The organism is Bradyrhizobium sp. JR4.3 (assembly GCF_040547695.1).
Classification (GTDB): Bacteria; Pseudomonadota; Alphaproteobacteria; order Rhizobiales; family Xanthobacteraceae; genus Bradyrhizobium; species Bradyrhizobium canariense.
Genome location: NZ_JBEPQF010000004.1, coordinates 113,209 through 127,058 on the forward strand (window position 1 = coordinate 113,209; position 13,850 = coordinate 127,058).

Annotated in this window: 14 protein-coding genes; 5 read left to right on the forward strand and 9 right to left on the reverse strand. The window is 59.7% G+C overall.

Annotated elements, in window-relative coordinates; all coding sequences use genetic code 11:
- The first annotated feature begins 4 nt into the window (after positions 1–4).
- Together ABIB91_RS09135 and ABIB91_RS09140 are read left to right on the forward strand one after the other, a co-directional pair.
- On the forward strand, positions 5–1,429 hold the full coding sequence (locus ABIB91_RS09135) for a UbiD family decarboxylase domain-containing protein (protein ID WP_354160169.1): 1,425 nt from the start codon (positions 5–7) through the stop codon (positions 1,427–1,429).
- 287 nt (positions 1,430–1,716) lie between these two features.
- Positions 1,717–2,298, forward strand: a complete 582-nt coding sequence (locus ABIB91_RS09140) for a UbiX family flavin prenyltransferase (RefSeq protein WP_354160531.1) — start codon at positions 1,717–1,719, stop codon at positions 2,296–2,298.
- Positions 2,299–2,552: 254 nt separating this feature from the next.
- Here the strand turns inward: ABIB91_RS09140 and ABIB91_RS09145 are convergent, their stop codons facing one another.
- From ABIB91_RS09145 to ABIB91_RS09170, 6 genes are all read right to left on the reverse strand, one after another.
- A complete protein-coding gene (locus tag ABIB91_RS09145) occupies positions 2,553–3,950 on the reverse strand; it encodes a dihydrolipoyl dehydrogenase family protein (protein WP_354160171.1) in 1,398 nt (465 codons plus the stop codon).
- A 46-nt stretch (positions 3,951–3,996) separates the two neighbouring features.
- Positions 3,997–4,323, reverse strand: a complete 327-nt coding sequence (locus tag ABIB91_RS09150; protein ID WP_354160173.1) for a hypothetical protein — start codon at positions 4,321–4,323, stop codon at positions 3,997–3,999.
- A gap of 777 nt (positions 4,324–5,100) precedes the next feature.
- Positions 5,101–5,826: an alpha/beta fold hydrolase gene (locus ABIB91_RS09155; RefSeq protein WP_354160175.1), complete on the reverse strand. Its 726-nt coding sequence runs from the start codon at positions 5,824–5,826 to the stop codon at positions 5,101–5,103.
- A 75-nt stretch (positions 5,827–5,901) separates the two neighbouring features.
- Positions 5,902–6,228 carry a putative quinol monooxygenase gene (locus ABIB91_RS09160; RefSeq protein ID WP_354160177.1) on the reverse strand — a complete coding sequence of 109 codons (327 nt, stop codon included), beginning with the start codon at positions 6,226–6,228 and terminating at the stop codon, positions 5,902–5,904.
- A 444-nt stretch (positions 6,229–6,672) separates the two neighbouring features.
- Positions 6,673–6,918 carry a hypothetical protein gene (locus ABIB91_RS09165; protein ID WP_354160179.1) on the reverse strand — a complete coding sequence of 82 codons (246 nt, stop codon included), beginning with the start codon at positions 6,916–6,918 and terminating at the stop codon, positions 6,673–6,675.
- A gap of 31 nt (positions 6,919–6,949) precedes the next feature.
- Entirely contained in the window at positions 6,950–8,053 is a 1,104-nt protein-coding gene (locus ABIB91_RS09170) for an NADH:flavin oxidoreductase (RefSeq protein WP_354160181.1), read from the reverse strand.
- Between ABIB91_RS09170 and ABIB91_RS09175 the strand changes: the two genes are divergently transcribed.
- On the forward strand, positions 8,046–9,107 hold the full coding sequence (locus tag ABIB91_RS09175; RefSeq protein ID WP_354160183.1) for a LysR family transcriptional regulator: 1,062 nt from the start codon (positions 8,046–8,048) through the stop codon (positions 9,105–9,107). The two genes, ABIB91_RS09170 and ABIB91_RS09175, sit on opposite strands and share 8 nt — an antisense overlap.
- Positions 9,108–10,171: 1,064 nt before the next feature.
- Positions 10,172–11,068 carry a polysaccharide deacetylase family protein gene (locus ABIB91_RS09180; RefSeq protein ID WP_354160185.1) on the forward strand — a complete coding sequence of 299 codons (897 nt, stop codon included), beginning with the start codon at positions 10,172–10,174 and terminating at the stop codon, positions 11,066–11,068.
- A 125-nt stretch (positions 11,069–11,193) separates the two neighbouring features.
- Here the strand turns inward: ABIB91_RS09180 and ABIB91_RS09185 are convergent, their stop codons facing one another.
- Both ABIB91_RS09185 and ABIB91_RS09190 read right to left on the reverse strand, forming a co-directional pair.
- Positions 11,194–11,706 carry a YkgB family protein gene (locus ABIB91_RS09185; protein WP_354160187.1) on the reverse strand — a complete coding sequence of 171 codons (513 nt, stop codon included), beginning with the start codon at positions 11,704–11,706 and terminating at the stop codon, positions 11,194–11,196.
- Between the two features lie 45 nt (positions 11,707–11,751).
- Positions 11,752–12,288, reverse strand: a complete 537-nt coding sequence (locus ABIB91_RS09190) for a carboxymuconolactone decarboxylase family protein (protein WP_354160189.1) — start codon at positions 12,286–12,288, stop codon at positions 11,752–11,754.
- 130 nt (positions 12,289–12,418) lie between these two features.
- Between ABIB91_RS09190 and ABIB91_RS09195 the strand changes: the two genes are divergently transcribed.
- Positions 12,419–13,414 (forward strand): AraC family transcriptional regulator, encoded by a 996-nt coding sequence (locus ABIB91_RS09195; protein WP_354160191.1) that lies wholly within the window; start codon positions 12,419–12,421, stop codon positions 13,412–13,414.
- Between the two features lie 29 nt (positions 13,415–13,443).
- Here the strand turns inward: ABIB91_RS09195 and ABIB91_RS09200 are convergent, their stop codons facing one another.
- On the reverse strand, positions 13,444–13,761 hold the full coding sequence (locus ABIB91_RS09200) for a hypothetical protein (RefSeq protein ID WP_354160193.1): 318 nt from the start codon (positions 13,759–13,761) through the stop codon (positions 13,444–13,446).
- Between the last annotated feature and the right edge of the window lie 89 nt (positions 13,762–13,850).

Sequence of the window (13,850 nt, forward strand, 5' to 3'; positions counted from 1 at the left end):
CGAAATGACCGAAGCGGTTGTCTTCACGCCAAGCGATCTACCAGTGGCTAAGCCTTCCAAGCCGCTTGAAGCCAGCTTGCGCGACTATCTTCATACTCACGCGAACTCCGTCGTCCGAATTCGTAAGCCCGTTGGCCTACGCGACATTGGCGCTCTATCCGCCCAAACGGACGATCCAATCCTGTTCGAGAATGTCATCGAGGCGCCTGGCTTCCGTGTCGCAGACATCCTGGTGAAAAACCGCGAAAACCAGGCGCGCGCGCTTGGCGTTTCACGCGAAGACTATTTAAAGACGCTGGCGTATCGGCTCAGGCTGCCACCGCGTCCCTTGGTGAAAGTTTCCGGCGGCCCAGTCAAGGAAGTTCGCTGGCTCGGCGTCGATGCCGACCTGACGCGGCTGCCGATCCCCTTTCACAAGGAAGGCGATGCGCAACCTTACATCACGCTCGCGAACATCATTCGGGATCCGGAAACCGGATTTCTCAACTCCAACCACGCCGGCACGACCGTTACCGGCCGCCATAGCGGCGCGATCAGCTTCGCAACACCGCACAGCATCCGCATCATGAACAAATATCGCCAGATGGGTGAGACCAGGATGCCGATCGTGATGATGGGCGGCGTACCTCCGGCCTACGAGATCATGGCCAACTACTCCGGCCTGCATCTCGACCTCTGGGGCGAGTTCGACATGATCGGCACAATCATGGACCGCGATATTGAAGTCGCTGATGCGGAGACCGTTCCTCTTCCGGTTCCAACTCAGGCAGAGGTGATCATCGAGGGTTACGTCCACTTTGCCTCGCAAAAGGTCGGTGCGGTTACCTCGCCGAGCATGTACCACCTTCCTCAGCACGAGCATGTGCCGACCTTGGAAGTCACCGCGATCACGATGCGGGAGGACAGGCCCATCTATCGAAACCATCAAACGTGTCCGGCAACCGACCATCAGACGTTACCTCGGCTCTGCCATGAAGCGATACTGTACAATCGCCTTAGCGAGATGGGGCTTGCCGTTAAGGACGTACGTTTTCCGACCTGGGGCGCGGCGTTGTCCTGCATCATACAGTTCGACTACCGTCATGATGGTTTTGTCAATGACGCATTGATGATGGTGATGGGCGCGCCCTGGATTAACACCAAGCTTGTTATTGCGGTTAGTCCCGACACCGATCTGGACGATCCTGCGGACGTTTATCACGCGATCGCGACCCGTTGCGACCCGGAGCGCGATACATTCGTGGTGCCCCGCACGCGCGGCTCGCTCTATGATCCATCCGCGACGCCCCTGCCGGCGGAATTTTATCCATATCGCGTGGTCGGGAAGATGGGGATCGATGCGACGATCAAGTCACGGCACGACCGTAATGATTTCAAGCGCGCCTGGCCGATGAATTGGGGGAAGGTCAAGCTTTTGGATTTTCTCTGATTGGGCCCGGCGCGATAGCGGGATGCGAGAGCCCGGAAGGAGGCATCATGAGCAGGTTGCATAACGAATTCTTCGGTCTCTATCCGGATTTCAGCTCGACCACTTGTGCGGTGCGGTCGCTCGCGGGCCTGTCTGGACCGTTCACTTGCGAAGTGGATGCTGGTTTATGAGGACTCGAGTCGGAAACGGCCATGCCGAGTGATCATCGTTCGAATTCGGACTTAGTACGCCCGCATGCGTTCGCGGAGCACGATGGGCCCAGAAGCAGGCGTCTTGAGAGCCAGCCGCTGAATCGGAGACTGGTAGTTGGAATCAGCGGTGCGTCCGGTGCTGTTTACGGCGTCCGCCTGCTCGAGTTGCTCCGAGCGGCTGGGGTGGAGACACATTTGGTAATGTCCAACGCGGCGAGCATTACTCTTGCCCACGAGGTCGGAAGGCCCCTGTCCGAAGTCAGAGCTCTTGCTGATCGGAGCTATGGTCAAAAGGATTTGTCTGCGCCCATTGCAAGCGGCTCCTTTCGGACGTCCGGAATGATCATTGCGCCCTGCTCGGTGCGGACAATGTCTGCCATCGCGGCAGGTGGCGCCGAGGGACTGCTTGCCAGGGCTGCCGATGTAGTGCTGAAAGAACGGCGGCGGCTAGTTCTCCTCCTGAGGGAAACGCCGCTGCACTTGGGGCACCTTCGTGCAATGACCGCCGTTGCCGAGATGGGTGCAATCATCGCTCCGCCGGTCCCTGCATTCTATGCAAAGCCAAAAGGTTTGGAGCAGATGATCGACTACACGCTCGGCCGCGTACTTGACCTGTTCGATATCGATATGGATTTGGCCAGCCGTTGGGAAGGCTTGCATTCATCGTCGACGAAATAGCGTGCTTAGCAACGCAGAGGTTGAGTTCCATCGCGCCTTGCGAGCGCATGCAGGCGCGGGGCGCGGGACCGCTTCGTCTCGACGAAAGCTGCGGCAATTTACGAATGAGATCCATCGGGAAGCTCGACGAAGCGCATACGTCCTGAGTCGAGGAAGGTCTGCTCCGCGGGCAGAAGGATGCATTTGCGACCGACCGAAACCCGAACTTGACGATCTAGACGGAGGATCTGCTGCCATGGTTGTGGAAAGCCGCTCTAAGCTTGACGCTCAGGGATGGCAGCGAACAAAAGCCCGAGGCCTTCCGCATATGTAAGGTGCGCAATCACTGCATCACGCAGTTTCGTGTAAGATGATCTCGCGATTATTGCTGTCTGAACCGCTGCAAGCACTTCGCCGGCATCGGCGCCGATCATGGTGAAACCAAGCACGCGATCATCACTCGCGCTCACAATTGCTTTCATCCATCCGCGCGTTTCCTCCGTCGCTTCGGTTCGCAGGACCCGACTCATTGGCAACTTCGCGACGCGAACCGGGATGCCTTGCCGCTTTGCCTCGTCTTCAGAGAGGCCAACCCGCGCGAGGGGCGGCTCAGTAAACATAACATATGGGACGAGGCGATCGTCCGTTCTACGATTGCCCCCCGCCATATTCTCGCGAACAATCCGAAAATCATCGACGGAAACATGCGTGAACTGCGGGCTGCCGGCGCACTCGCCGATCGCCCAGACGCCCGGGGCACTTGTTTCCAAACGTTCATTCACGCGGACGAAGGCTCTCGCGTCCAGCTCGACCCCAGTTTTTTCCAGCCCGATACCGGCGGTGTTGGCAACCCTGCCGGTAGCTACGAGCAGGTCGCTTCCCTCGATGGTCTTCTCGGCGTCCTCAGTGCGCAGCGTGACCGTCACGGCATCACCCGACAGCCCCTTCACCAATATCGGCTTCACGTTGGTCAGAACCTCGACGCCCTCGCTCGTCAGGATGCTATTCATCTCCTGAGCGACGTCCGCATCTTCACGGCCCATGGGTTGCCGCCCGGGTTCAATAATAGTCACTCGACTGCCGAGCCGCCGATAGGCTTGTGCCATCTCGATCCCGACATATCCGCCACCGAGAATGATCAGGTGAGAGGGCAAATAGTCGAGTTCGAGGGCTTCTATGTGCGTAAGAGGGCGAGACGTTGTCAGGCCCGGAATGTTGGGAATCGCGGCATGAGTGCCGACGTTGATGACCACCTGCAGGCCGGCGAGTGTGCGCGTGCCCCCGTCGTTCATCGCCACTTCGATGGTCTTCGGACCAATGAACCGACCATTCCCCATGATCAGTTCGGCACCGCTCTCTTCATAGGCGTTCAAGTGAGCGGCAATCTCCCTGTCGATCATATCTTGTTTCCGCCCACGCACCCTCCGCATGTCTGTTTGAAGGCCGCCCACGTTGGTGCCGAAATGCGCAGCATTCCGGGCCACATGAGCGACTTTCGCGCTCCAAATCTCGTTTTTGGATGGCAGACAAGCCACGGCGGGACAGGATCCGCCGACCCACCGACGCTCGACGACGGCAACTCTCTTGCCAGACTTGGCGAGGTGCCAAGCGAGCAGCTTGCCGCCCTGGCCACTGCCGAGGATCACCACCTCGAATTGTTCGTTGTGAGGCATAGCGACCCTCCTATTAGTCTACTGGTGGACTACCGAGATGTGAGCGTTACGTTTTCTCGTTGGCCTCTTCGCTTTCCGAGAGCGCGCGATAGCGCGCCAAATCGGGGTCCCCATCGAGGTAGAGTCCAATGAAGCCCCGGTAGCCGAAATCGTCGCGCAGAAGCACGAGCAGCCGATCCAAATCCTTGTAGGTACGATCGTCCTTGTCGCCCCAGGTCCGCAACGGCAGGAACTCGCGTCTCCAGCTCGGCCGAACATAGGCCAAGTGCTCGATCGTACCATCGATAGTCTTGGTGATGATGAGGACATTGCGCAAGTGCCCGCCGCTTTGCAGCTCCTGCTTAATTTCCCCTTCCTGTAACCCGCTCGTCAAGGGTCGCTCCCGCAAGTTGATCGCCCAAAGGCGGAGACCACAACGGGGCAGACTTCCTTGCGCCTACCAATCCGCACTCGCCTCGCGATATGCGGCTCAGAAGACTTGGAGCGAGTCGAACTGCTCCACGGCGAAGCTGCCTCCGGCCCGTGTCTATCAGTGAAGGGGGCGACCCTGCGAGCCCGACAATGAGGCGACGCGCACCGACAAGCGTTTCAATCCTGTCTTAGCTTCCTAATATCGACGGTATATATGGAAGTCGTTGTTTTTATTTTTGTGGCGACCATCGGCGTTACCGCACGGGCGGGAATGCGCAATTTCAGAGAAAGTCATTATATATCAATTTCTTACTTCTTGTGCCTCATGGCGGCGATCAGGCGTCGTAGGAGAATGAAAGCGAGTATGCCGCATGTGGTAGCGGGTAATTTCATAAAAACACCGGCGCGTGGCAGCTGTTGCGCCATGCGGCCGCTTGCCCGGCGAGAAACCCTCCAAAACGACCAATCCGTCAGCAATGCTCGAAGTCGGCAGGATCGATATCGGAACATTGTCTTTTTGAAAAACGCCTGCATTCAATACGACGAGGTCAGGGGGAGGTCAGTTCGCACGCGATCGGACGCGACGGCCTCCAGAGAAGCCTCGACGGATCGACCCTCTTCGCTCGCTGTGCGTACGACGCTGTCGAACTCGCGCAGATAACGAAGAGGGAATTCGATGCCCGCGGGATGCGCCGCCGCGGCCGCCGCAGCGTGGGAACCGCCGCGCAAGAGACCGCGGTTATTTCGCGGCTGCGCTGGCCGCCTGTATGATCACGTCGGCCACCACGTCCGGGTTGGAGACGGTGACAGCGTGCGAAGCCCTGACCTCAATGACGGTGGAGCGGGCACGATCGGCTTCGAACTTCTGTTCGGCCGGAGGAATGGCGAGATCCTGCGTGGTCAAGATTTGCCAGGTAGGCTTGGTCGCCCACGCAGCGGACGTCAGCTTCTCGGTCAGGCAGGCGAAGTCCATGTGGCGTTGGGTGGCGAGCAACATGGCGGCCTCGCTTGCGGGCACATCGGCGGCGACCTGGCTGTGGAACTTGTCGGCTTGGTAGAGGAGATACCTGCCACTGCTTCCGTCGGGCCGGGTGTAGGGGATCACGTCGGTGGACGTTGGGAATGAGCTGCCGGGAAACCGTTCGATCAGTTGGCTTGGAGCCTCCCCTACCGCGGGCAAAATTGAGCCCGCGTACACGAGGCCCTTTACCTTTTCATCCCCGCCGGCCTCGGTGATGACGGCCCCGCCGTAGGAGTGGGCCACCAGGATCATGGGTCCCTGAATTCTGTCGATCACGCTACGCAGATAGGCGGCATCGACCGCCACACCCAGCAGCGGGTTGGCGAAGGCGACGACCGGGTAGCCATCGCGCTGGAGCCGTTGGATTACTCTATTCCAGATCGACGCGTCTTCGAAGGCCCCGTGCACAAGCACGATAGTGGGCTTGGTTGATTTGCTATTCATTGTGATTTCCTTCTCAGGAGGGTTGGGCAGGAGGTGGCGCATCAGCTGCCTTGTGGGGAGCCGCAGAACGGCGCCTTACTTCTCGGCGATCATGTGAAGCCGATGAACCTTTGGAGCCACTGCGAACAGTTCGTCCGCACGCCCGAAGAGTGCCTTCGCAAGCTCTCCGTTCAGGTGGGCGTCGCGCCCAACTTCGTCCTTGAAGGTGTCGATGATCGCATAGACGCCGGGCTCTTCTTCCTTCGCCGCATACCACGACACGATCCCGGCCTCGGCCTTCGCCATCACGGCGCCCTGCTTCAGGAAGGACTCGACGTCCGCTTCCCTTCCCGGCCTTGCCTTCAACTCAACATAGAAGCCGAACTTAACCATTCGATTCATCCTTTCGCCGTCGTCTGACATAGATGCGCATCTTCAACGCGCGACTTCTTATCAAAACCTTTGCTGATCATGAAGGCGTTTTTTAAGAAACACCTTTTCAATAACGCTAGATTTTTCGCCATTCAGAGATTCTTGTCATCATTAAATATGCTGTAATATCAGTAGGCTATGCGATATGACTGGATATTCGGAAGGGGCGAATCGGGGGAGATATAAAAACGATATCGTGATGATAACTCATCGCTCTCCGATGAGGCCGCCAGGCGCTTGGTCTTGCTCGCAGCCATCCTTCCGAAGGGAGAGGATCTTTCGCGTCGTGCTCTCCGTCGGCGTAGCGCGAAGTCAGTCAGGCTCGACGCCTAACAGGGACGTGTTCACTTCGTCCCCACAATGCGGCTGTATCGCTGCTGCGGTTCAAGGTATCGGCGCAGTCGTCCCAAGTGAGCGCGGGGCGCATCTCAAAGATTAGTCCGAGCTCTGCGTGCCAGGAGACGAAGCTGGCTCTTGCCGCTTCTGCGGCGCCAGCTCGTTGATCGCATCTCGAAGGTGGGTCGCCGCTTTCAAGTGCTCCGTCCCATCTAGCAAGCTCAGCGCTTCCAGCATGAGCGAAAGCGCCACCGAAGTATCTGAAATCGAGTCCAGCATGGTCTTCCCCTGCGCTGCGGAAGCAATCCTCGGAAGGACGGTCGGCTCAGCGACGCTGGCGAACATGGTCTCCCGAGATGGCGCAACCGGGCTTTCTTCACGTCGCCAGTTCGATTTCCTTGATGTCGGCGATAGGTCCAAGAATTGCCGGGTCGAACTCTTTCAAGGCGCTGCGTTCGGACAGACGCCTAGGCAAGTCGGGATTCGCGAGAGCTCCTCTACCGATGGTGACGATATCGGCACCGTCGTCGAGCGCAGCCACCGCCTGCTCGATATTGTGCAGGCTGCCATTGGCGAAGATTGTTGCTTTCGGAGCATAGCGCTTGGCGAGCCGCATCAATGACGGACCCCCCTCGGCGAACGCCGGTCTCCACGCCTCGAATTCGGTTACATGGATGAAGTCCGCGCCGGCCTCGCCGAGGCTGCCGAAGATGATTTCGGCATCGCTCTCCGTGCCCGCCCACTTATGACCATAGTCATTCACCTTGCCCTGCGAGATCCGGACGCCGACTGGCGTGGTGGTGCTGACCTTTGCCCGCACCGCCTTCAACGTTTCCACGATTAACCGCACACGGTTTTCCGTGACACCGCCCCAGCGGTCCGTTCTGTGGTTGGAGTAGGCGGTCAAGAACTGGTCGAGCAAATAGCCGTTGGCGCCGTGAACTTCGATGGCGTCGAATCCGGCAACTTCAATTGCCCGTGCAGCCGAGTCAGCAAAGCCGGTGATGGCATCGGCGATCTGTTCTTCCGTAATGGCGGCTGGCAACGCGTAGCGGTCCTTGCCATGATAGAACGTCATCTGCTGGCCCATCGGCTGAATTGCAGACGGCCCGATTGTGCCATCGCGAAAGCGATTGCCCTGGCTGATCGCGCCAGCGTGCATCATCTGAGCGATCGCGAGCGCCCCGTGCGCCTTGATGCCGTTGACAACCGGCTTCCAGGCGTTGGCCTGTGCCTGATCGGTCATGCCGGGCTGATGGAAATAGCCCTGGGAGAACGCCTGATCGGTGTAAGTGCCTTCGGTGCTGACCATCCCAAAGCCGCCCCGCGCGAAGCGCTCGTAGTAGCGGGTCATGGTTTCGGTCGCCCGGCCGTCCTGGGTCGCCGTGATGCGGGTCATCGGTGCGACAGCGAGGCGGTTCTTTACTGTATGGCCTTTTATAACGATCGGCGCGAAAAGCGCGCTTGTGTCGATGTCCATAGCCAAGGTCTCCTTTGACGCCAAAAAGAAGCGCTTTGATCCCGAAAGTGTGGATTTGCAGCTCGATGGACATGCATTTAGCTTCTGCCGCTACGGTGCAGAAGCCAGACTAGAAGATAAGCACTATATCGCTTATCGTTATAATATGGATCTCGCAGACGTCGCGTTGTTTCGAACGATTGTGTCGGTCGGTAGCCTGTCGGCCGCGGCGCGCCAGCTCGGCACAACGCCGATGCTGGTCAGCCGTAGGCTGGCCGGCCTTGAAGCCGAGTTGGGCGTGCGCCTGTTTCACCGCACGACGCGCTCTCTGTCGCTTACCCCTGAGGGCGAGGCCTTTTCGCCCCATGCAGTCGCTCTCATTGAGGCTCGCGATTCAGCGCTCGAGTCGGTGTCGACCGCCGGCTCAGGCCTGTCGGGTGTATTGAAAATCACGGCCCCAAACGTCATCGGGCACTCTGTTGTCGTCCCCGTCGTGGCCGATTTGATCGCCGCCAATCCCGCACTACGCGTCGATCTGACCTTGAGTGATGGTGTTGTCGACATCGCGACGGCAGGATTGGATGTGGCGGTTCGCGTGGCCGTGATGAGGCCTTCCGACATGATTGCGACCAGGCTCGCAGATAACCCATTCACCCTCTGCGCGTCGCCCAGCTATGTCGCGCGCTTTGGAGAGCCCACCACAACCGGCGACTTGGTGGGGCACTCGTGCATCAAGCTTCATGCGATGGATACTTGGCCATTCATGCGTGACGGCGAGCAACATCGGATCCGTGTCAACGGTGCCTTGTCGGCCAGCACAGTCGATGCGGTGCGGGCAGCCTGTATTGCGGGCGTTGGCATCGCCTATTTGACCTACTGGGACGTGCACAAACTCGTTGCGCGTGAAGAGTTGCGGCGGATCATACTCAGCGACGCCAAGCCGCTCGAAATTGGCATATGGGCGGTTTTTCCGACTCGTACACTAATGCCCGCCCGCGTGAGAGCTTTCATTGATGTTTTACGCGAACGGTTGCACGCGGGGGCAGATGCAGAATTACATGTGACGCCCGGTTAGCGTTCGCGCGGACGCTCCTGAAGGCTCAGCCGATCCTCTGCATCGCCGATATCTGGTAGAGCAGCCTGAGAGAGGCTTTTCACCACCGATATCGCGTCGTGCCACGATCGGCACATCGCAATCTCGAACTGAGTCCGCAGGCGTGCTTGGCTTGCTATCGATGTTGCTCGATTATTGCGAGCTTGCGTCAGGACCAATCGTGCTCTCCGCACCATGGCGCGGAGGAGACCCGTGCAGCCCCTTCCGGGGCAACAATCCGTAGATGGCATCTCGGAGGTGACTTGCAGCCTCGGAGTGCTGCGGTTCATCAAGCAACTTCAGCGCTTCCGTCATGAGCGATAGCGCTACAGACGTGTCGGCAATCGAGCTTTTCATGATCCTACCTTGCCCTGCGGAAAGCAATTTTCGATGGAGAGGAGTGAGTGGATGGCCAAGGGACTGCAGCAACGGATCCACATCGGCCTTGCCGCGAATGATTCACGAACGACCTGCCGAAGATCCGCGAGGTTCAACTTGTTTGCGGAAGGCGGTGTCCAACCCAGTCACTCCGCGCGATCGCAGGTCACGTCCGCGCCTATTGTTCGTCAGGAGGACGCGTTCGGTTACAACTGGCTACGTTTTTTGCGCGTTACCGGAAGTTGATCCGCGAAATATTCGCCGGCTTCCGAACCGGATTCGAGCAATATCGCCGCAAACGCGATAATCCGGAAATAATGCGGCTCTCCTTGGGCCCCATATAATGAGCGCAGCATCCTTGAGGGGGTGGACGCTTGAAAGTGCGATTATGCGGGTTGGCGCAATAGATTTTGTCGTCTGCACGGCTGCCAAAGTCGTGATCGGCTCGGACGGTAGCTGACCCTGTCTTGAGTTAGATGGAGCCGGGGCCGTCGGGTAGTGCGAATGCATAAGTCGGTTTAAGCGGTCATGCCCGAAGTCGGGCGAAGGAGGGGATGCGGAGGCGCATCACCGTCTTGGGTGTGAAGCAGGGCGTTCAAGAAGCATATGGCCGGGCGTCGGGTCGTGAGACCGACGGTCAAGGTAGTTTACCGAGGAGTGACCGACTGATGCAGACTCAAACTAAACGTTACGACTTCACGCCGATTGTCGATCGTTCACTTGTCTCCTTTCCGAAAAAGGAACGTGTCGCCGTCGTGATCTATATCAATTTGGAGCATTTTCCGGAGGATCGACCTGGCCCGGCGATTGTGCCGCACACCGCGCATTTTATGCCGGACTCTCTTAATTACGGGTGGCGAGACTATGGGCAGCGGGTGGGCATCTGGCGGTTGATGGAGACGCTGGACAAGTGTGGCTTGCCGGCAAGCGTGTGTCTCAATTCCGATGTCTGTCGCGAGTATCCCCGGGTTGTTGAGGAAGGTTCGAAACGCAAATGGGATTTTATGGGGCACGGACGAAATAACTCCGAGATCGTCAACGGTCTTTCGTTGGAGGAGGAAGCTGCGCTGATCGAGAACACGCTCACGGTCATCGCGGAGGCCACTGGTGAAAAGCCGAAGGGCTGGCTCAGCCCGTTCTTGACCGAGACGCACGCCACGCCGGATCTGCTCGCGGAACGGGGCATCGAATATTTGTGCGACTACACGTGTGATGATCTGCCCTTTCAGATGAAAGTGAAGAAGGGCTCACTTCTGGGAATGCCGTACTCCGTCGAATGCAACGACCTTCCGTCGGCTCTGACGTTTGGTGCGTCCGCGGAAGACTTTGGCCGGATCATACGAGACCAATTTGACGTCCTTTACGAGGAAGGAGAGCGTATTCCGAGGGTTCATCCCATCGCCTTGCATCCCTTTATTTCGGGGCAAGCGTTTCGGACGAAGCACCTGGCGGCAGCCTTCGCTCACATCTTGAGCCGAAAGGACGTGTGGGTGACAACCAGCGGCGAGATCAACAAATGGTACAGGCAACAACATTGCGGAGCCGTATCGTGTAGCGAGCGGTGATCTTCGCACCAAGCGGACGGCCTGGGCCAGGGCCGGAAACGTCGGTCTCGCGCGGATTTTGTGTAGAAGCGATCGCCGGCGAGCACGATGCTTGCCGGCGATCCTTCGCTATCGGCGGAAAGAAACTATCGTTGCACCAAACGCGCCAAGTCCTGCCTGAGGAGATAGAACGACACAGCGAGCAGGACGACGTCCTTCATCAGGAAGGGCACGTTACCGGTCATCGCGGGGAAGCCTCCCGCGGCGAGGTCCCAGCCCTCCGGCATGAAGGGGATGATGGTGACGGTCGCGATGAAGGTGCCGGTCGAGCCGAGAGCGCCGAGCACACCAAGCCGGTGGCTCCAGAAGCCCGCGAGCAGCAGCGCGCCAAAGGTCCATTCAGAAATGCCGAGGAAATAGCTGGCGCCAGCATGGCCGAACACAGGATAAAGCCATCGGATCAACGGGCCACTGCTGATGAACGGGACCAGCCGTTCGAATTCGTACGGAAACCACTTCTGGTAACCGAAGAAGAAGAACATGATCACCATCGAGGCGCGAACGAGATGGTAGTCGAGATCTTTCGCGAGCAAGCCGGATCCCTGCAGGGCGCGGACGAGAGGATTTTGGGCAGTGTGGGTCTTGGCAAGCATGGTCATGGTCGTGATCCCTGAGATGAGATGATCGACGTGGCGGCCGTCGCGTTAGGCGACGGCCGGGAAGTCGATCTCGGTATCGTTGATGCGGTTGAAGACGTTGGTGAACGCGGTGGTAGCAAAGGCGAGGCTGATCTCGACGAGTTGCGCGTCGCTGTAGCCGGCGGCCTTGATCGCGACGAAATCCTTGTCGCTGATGGTGCCGCTCGTGCGCGCAAGCTTGTCGACGAAAACGACCAGCGCATCGCGCCGGGCATCACCGGTGGGCTGGCCATCGCGGATTTTCTTCAGGACTTCCGGCGCCAGGCCGACGAGCTTTCCGAGATGGCTGTGGGCGGCGACACAATAGTCACAGCCGGCGGCCTCGCTGATGACGAGCTTGATGATCTCCTTATCGGACTTGGTCAGTCCGCCTGAGGCGAGCACGGCGTCGGCGGCGAGTACGGCCTTGAGCGCGGCGGGGCCATGGGCGGCGATGGCCGCAAAGGTGTTCGGCACGCTGCCGATGGCCTTCTTGATCTGGGCATAGACCAGGCCGGAGGGGCCGGCGTCAGTTTCGAGGTTCGGGACGGAAAGACGGGACATGATGGCACTCCGTGGTTGGGGTAGTGAACGATTGCGGAGTGACACTATGGACGCGGTATGAGATGTTGAATGCTTAATGTGCTTGCATATATGCTCATTCGTCTCATTTGCATATCGAGAGGGGAGCAGGATGGATTGGCTGAGCCGGCTGTTCGAGATGATGCCTGTGCGCGGCCGTCTGGACCTGCGCTGCTCCTACGGCGCGCCCTGGCGGATCGAGCAGGGGCCGGGCGAGGCCAACGAAATCCCGTACCATGCGGTGCTCGCAGGCTCGGCGATGCTGGACGATCCGGCGGGAGGCCGGCCGCTGCTGCTGGAGGCCGGCGATATTCTGCTGCTGCCGCGCAACCCCCGGCACGTCATGCACGACGGCAGCCGAGCTGCGCCGCTGAAGGCCCGTAATCGCGCGTCACTGAACTTCACCATCAGCGAGAATCCCGGCTCGGATGCCCGGCTCGATCTGTTGTGCGGACATTTTTCGATCGCCCCGCCGCACGACCGGCTGCTGCGCAACTATCTGCCGCCGGTGCTGATCGTGAGGGCCGGCGCGCAGGCCGGAGAACGGGACACGGCGGGGCAGCTCGCAGGCCTCGTTGCCTTGATGCGCGGCGAAACCGCAGACGATCAGCTGGGTGGCCGCGCGATGCTGAACGCCCTGTCTACGGCGATGTTCGCGCTCGTGCTGCGCCTCGCCAGCGAGACCGGGGACGCGCCACGCGGGCTGCTTGCGCTTGCAGGTCACCCACGCCTCGCGCCGGTCGTCGCGGCCTTGTTCAATGCGCCCGCGCGCGCATGGACGCTGCCCGAGCTTGCGCAGCTCGCCAACATGTCGCGTGCGACACTCGCCCGTCAATTCCAGGAGAAGGTCGGACGCTCGCCGAGCGAACTGCTGACCGACATCCGCATGACGCTGGCAACGAACGAACTGAGGAAATCCTCGCTCTCGACCGGAGCTGTGGCGGAGGCGGTCGGATATCTGTCCGAGGCGGCGTTCCAGCGGGCATTCAAGAGCCACATGGGCATCACCCCCGCGCAATGGCGAAAGGCTGCGCAGACGCCTGCGACGATTGACGAGCTGGAGCTGGCGAAGAGGCCAGAGGCAACATCGGGTGTCGAGAATGCCTAGGCAGGCGAGCGCGAGGTGGCCGAGCTACCTCAGCATCTGCGGCAGATGATGAGCTTGCGATCCAGCATCTGATTGCGCTGCTGCTGCTCACGCTCCCAGGCCGACAGAGCATCCGATTGAGGCGCATCTGCCCGGCTCGGCTGACGGTGGCCGACCGGAGCGAGCCAGGGCAGGCGCGACGTCGGCTCGGCCGAGGCGAAACGCTGGGCGGCGCGCGACGGCAGATCGGGGAGGGCGTCGAGAGAGCTGTTCCGGTCGGAGGCATGTGCGGGCGACAGCAAGCCGATCAGGAGGAGGCCCGCAAAAGCGGAGCGGATCGAGCGTGTCTGGTTCGAACGATAGGACATTGTGGCGCTCCCGTAATGGAGGCTCGGGATGAGCGGCTCCGTTGAGGGTCACAATAATCGTGGACGCGAAAGGCTGAATGCTGCGCGAT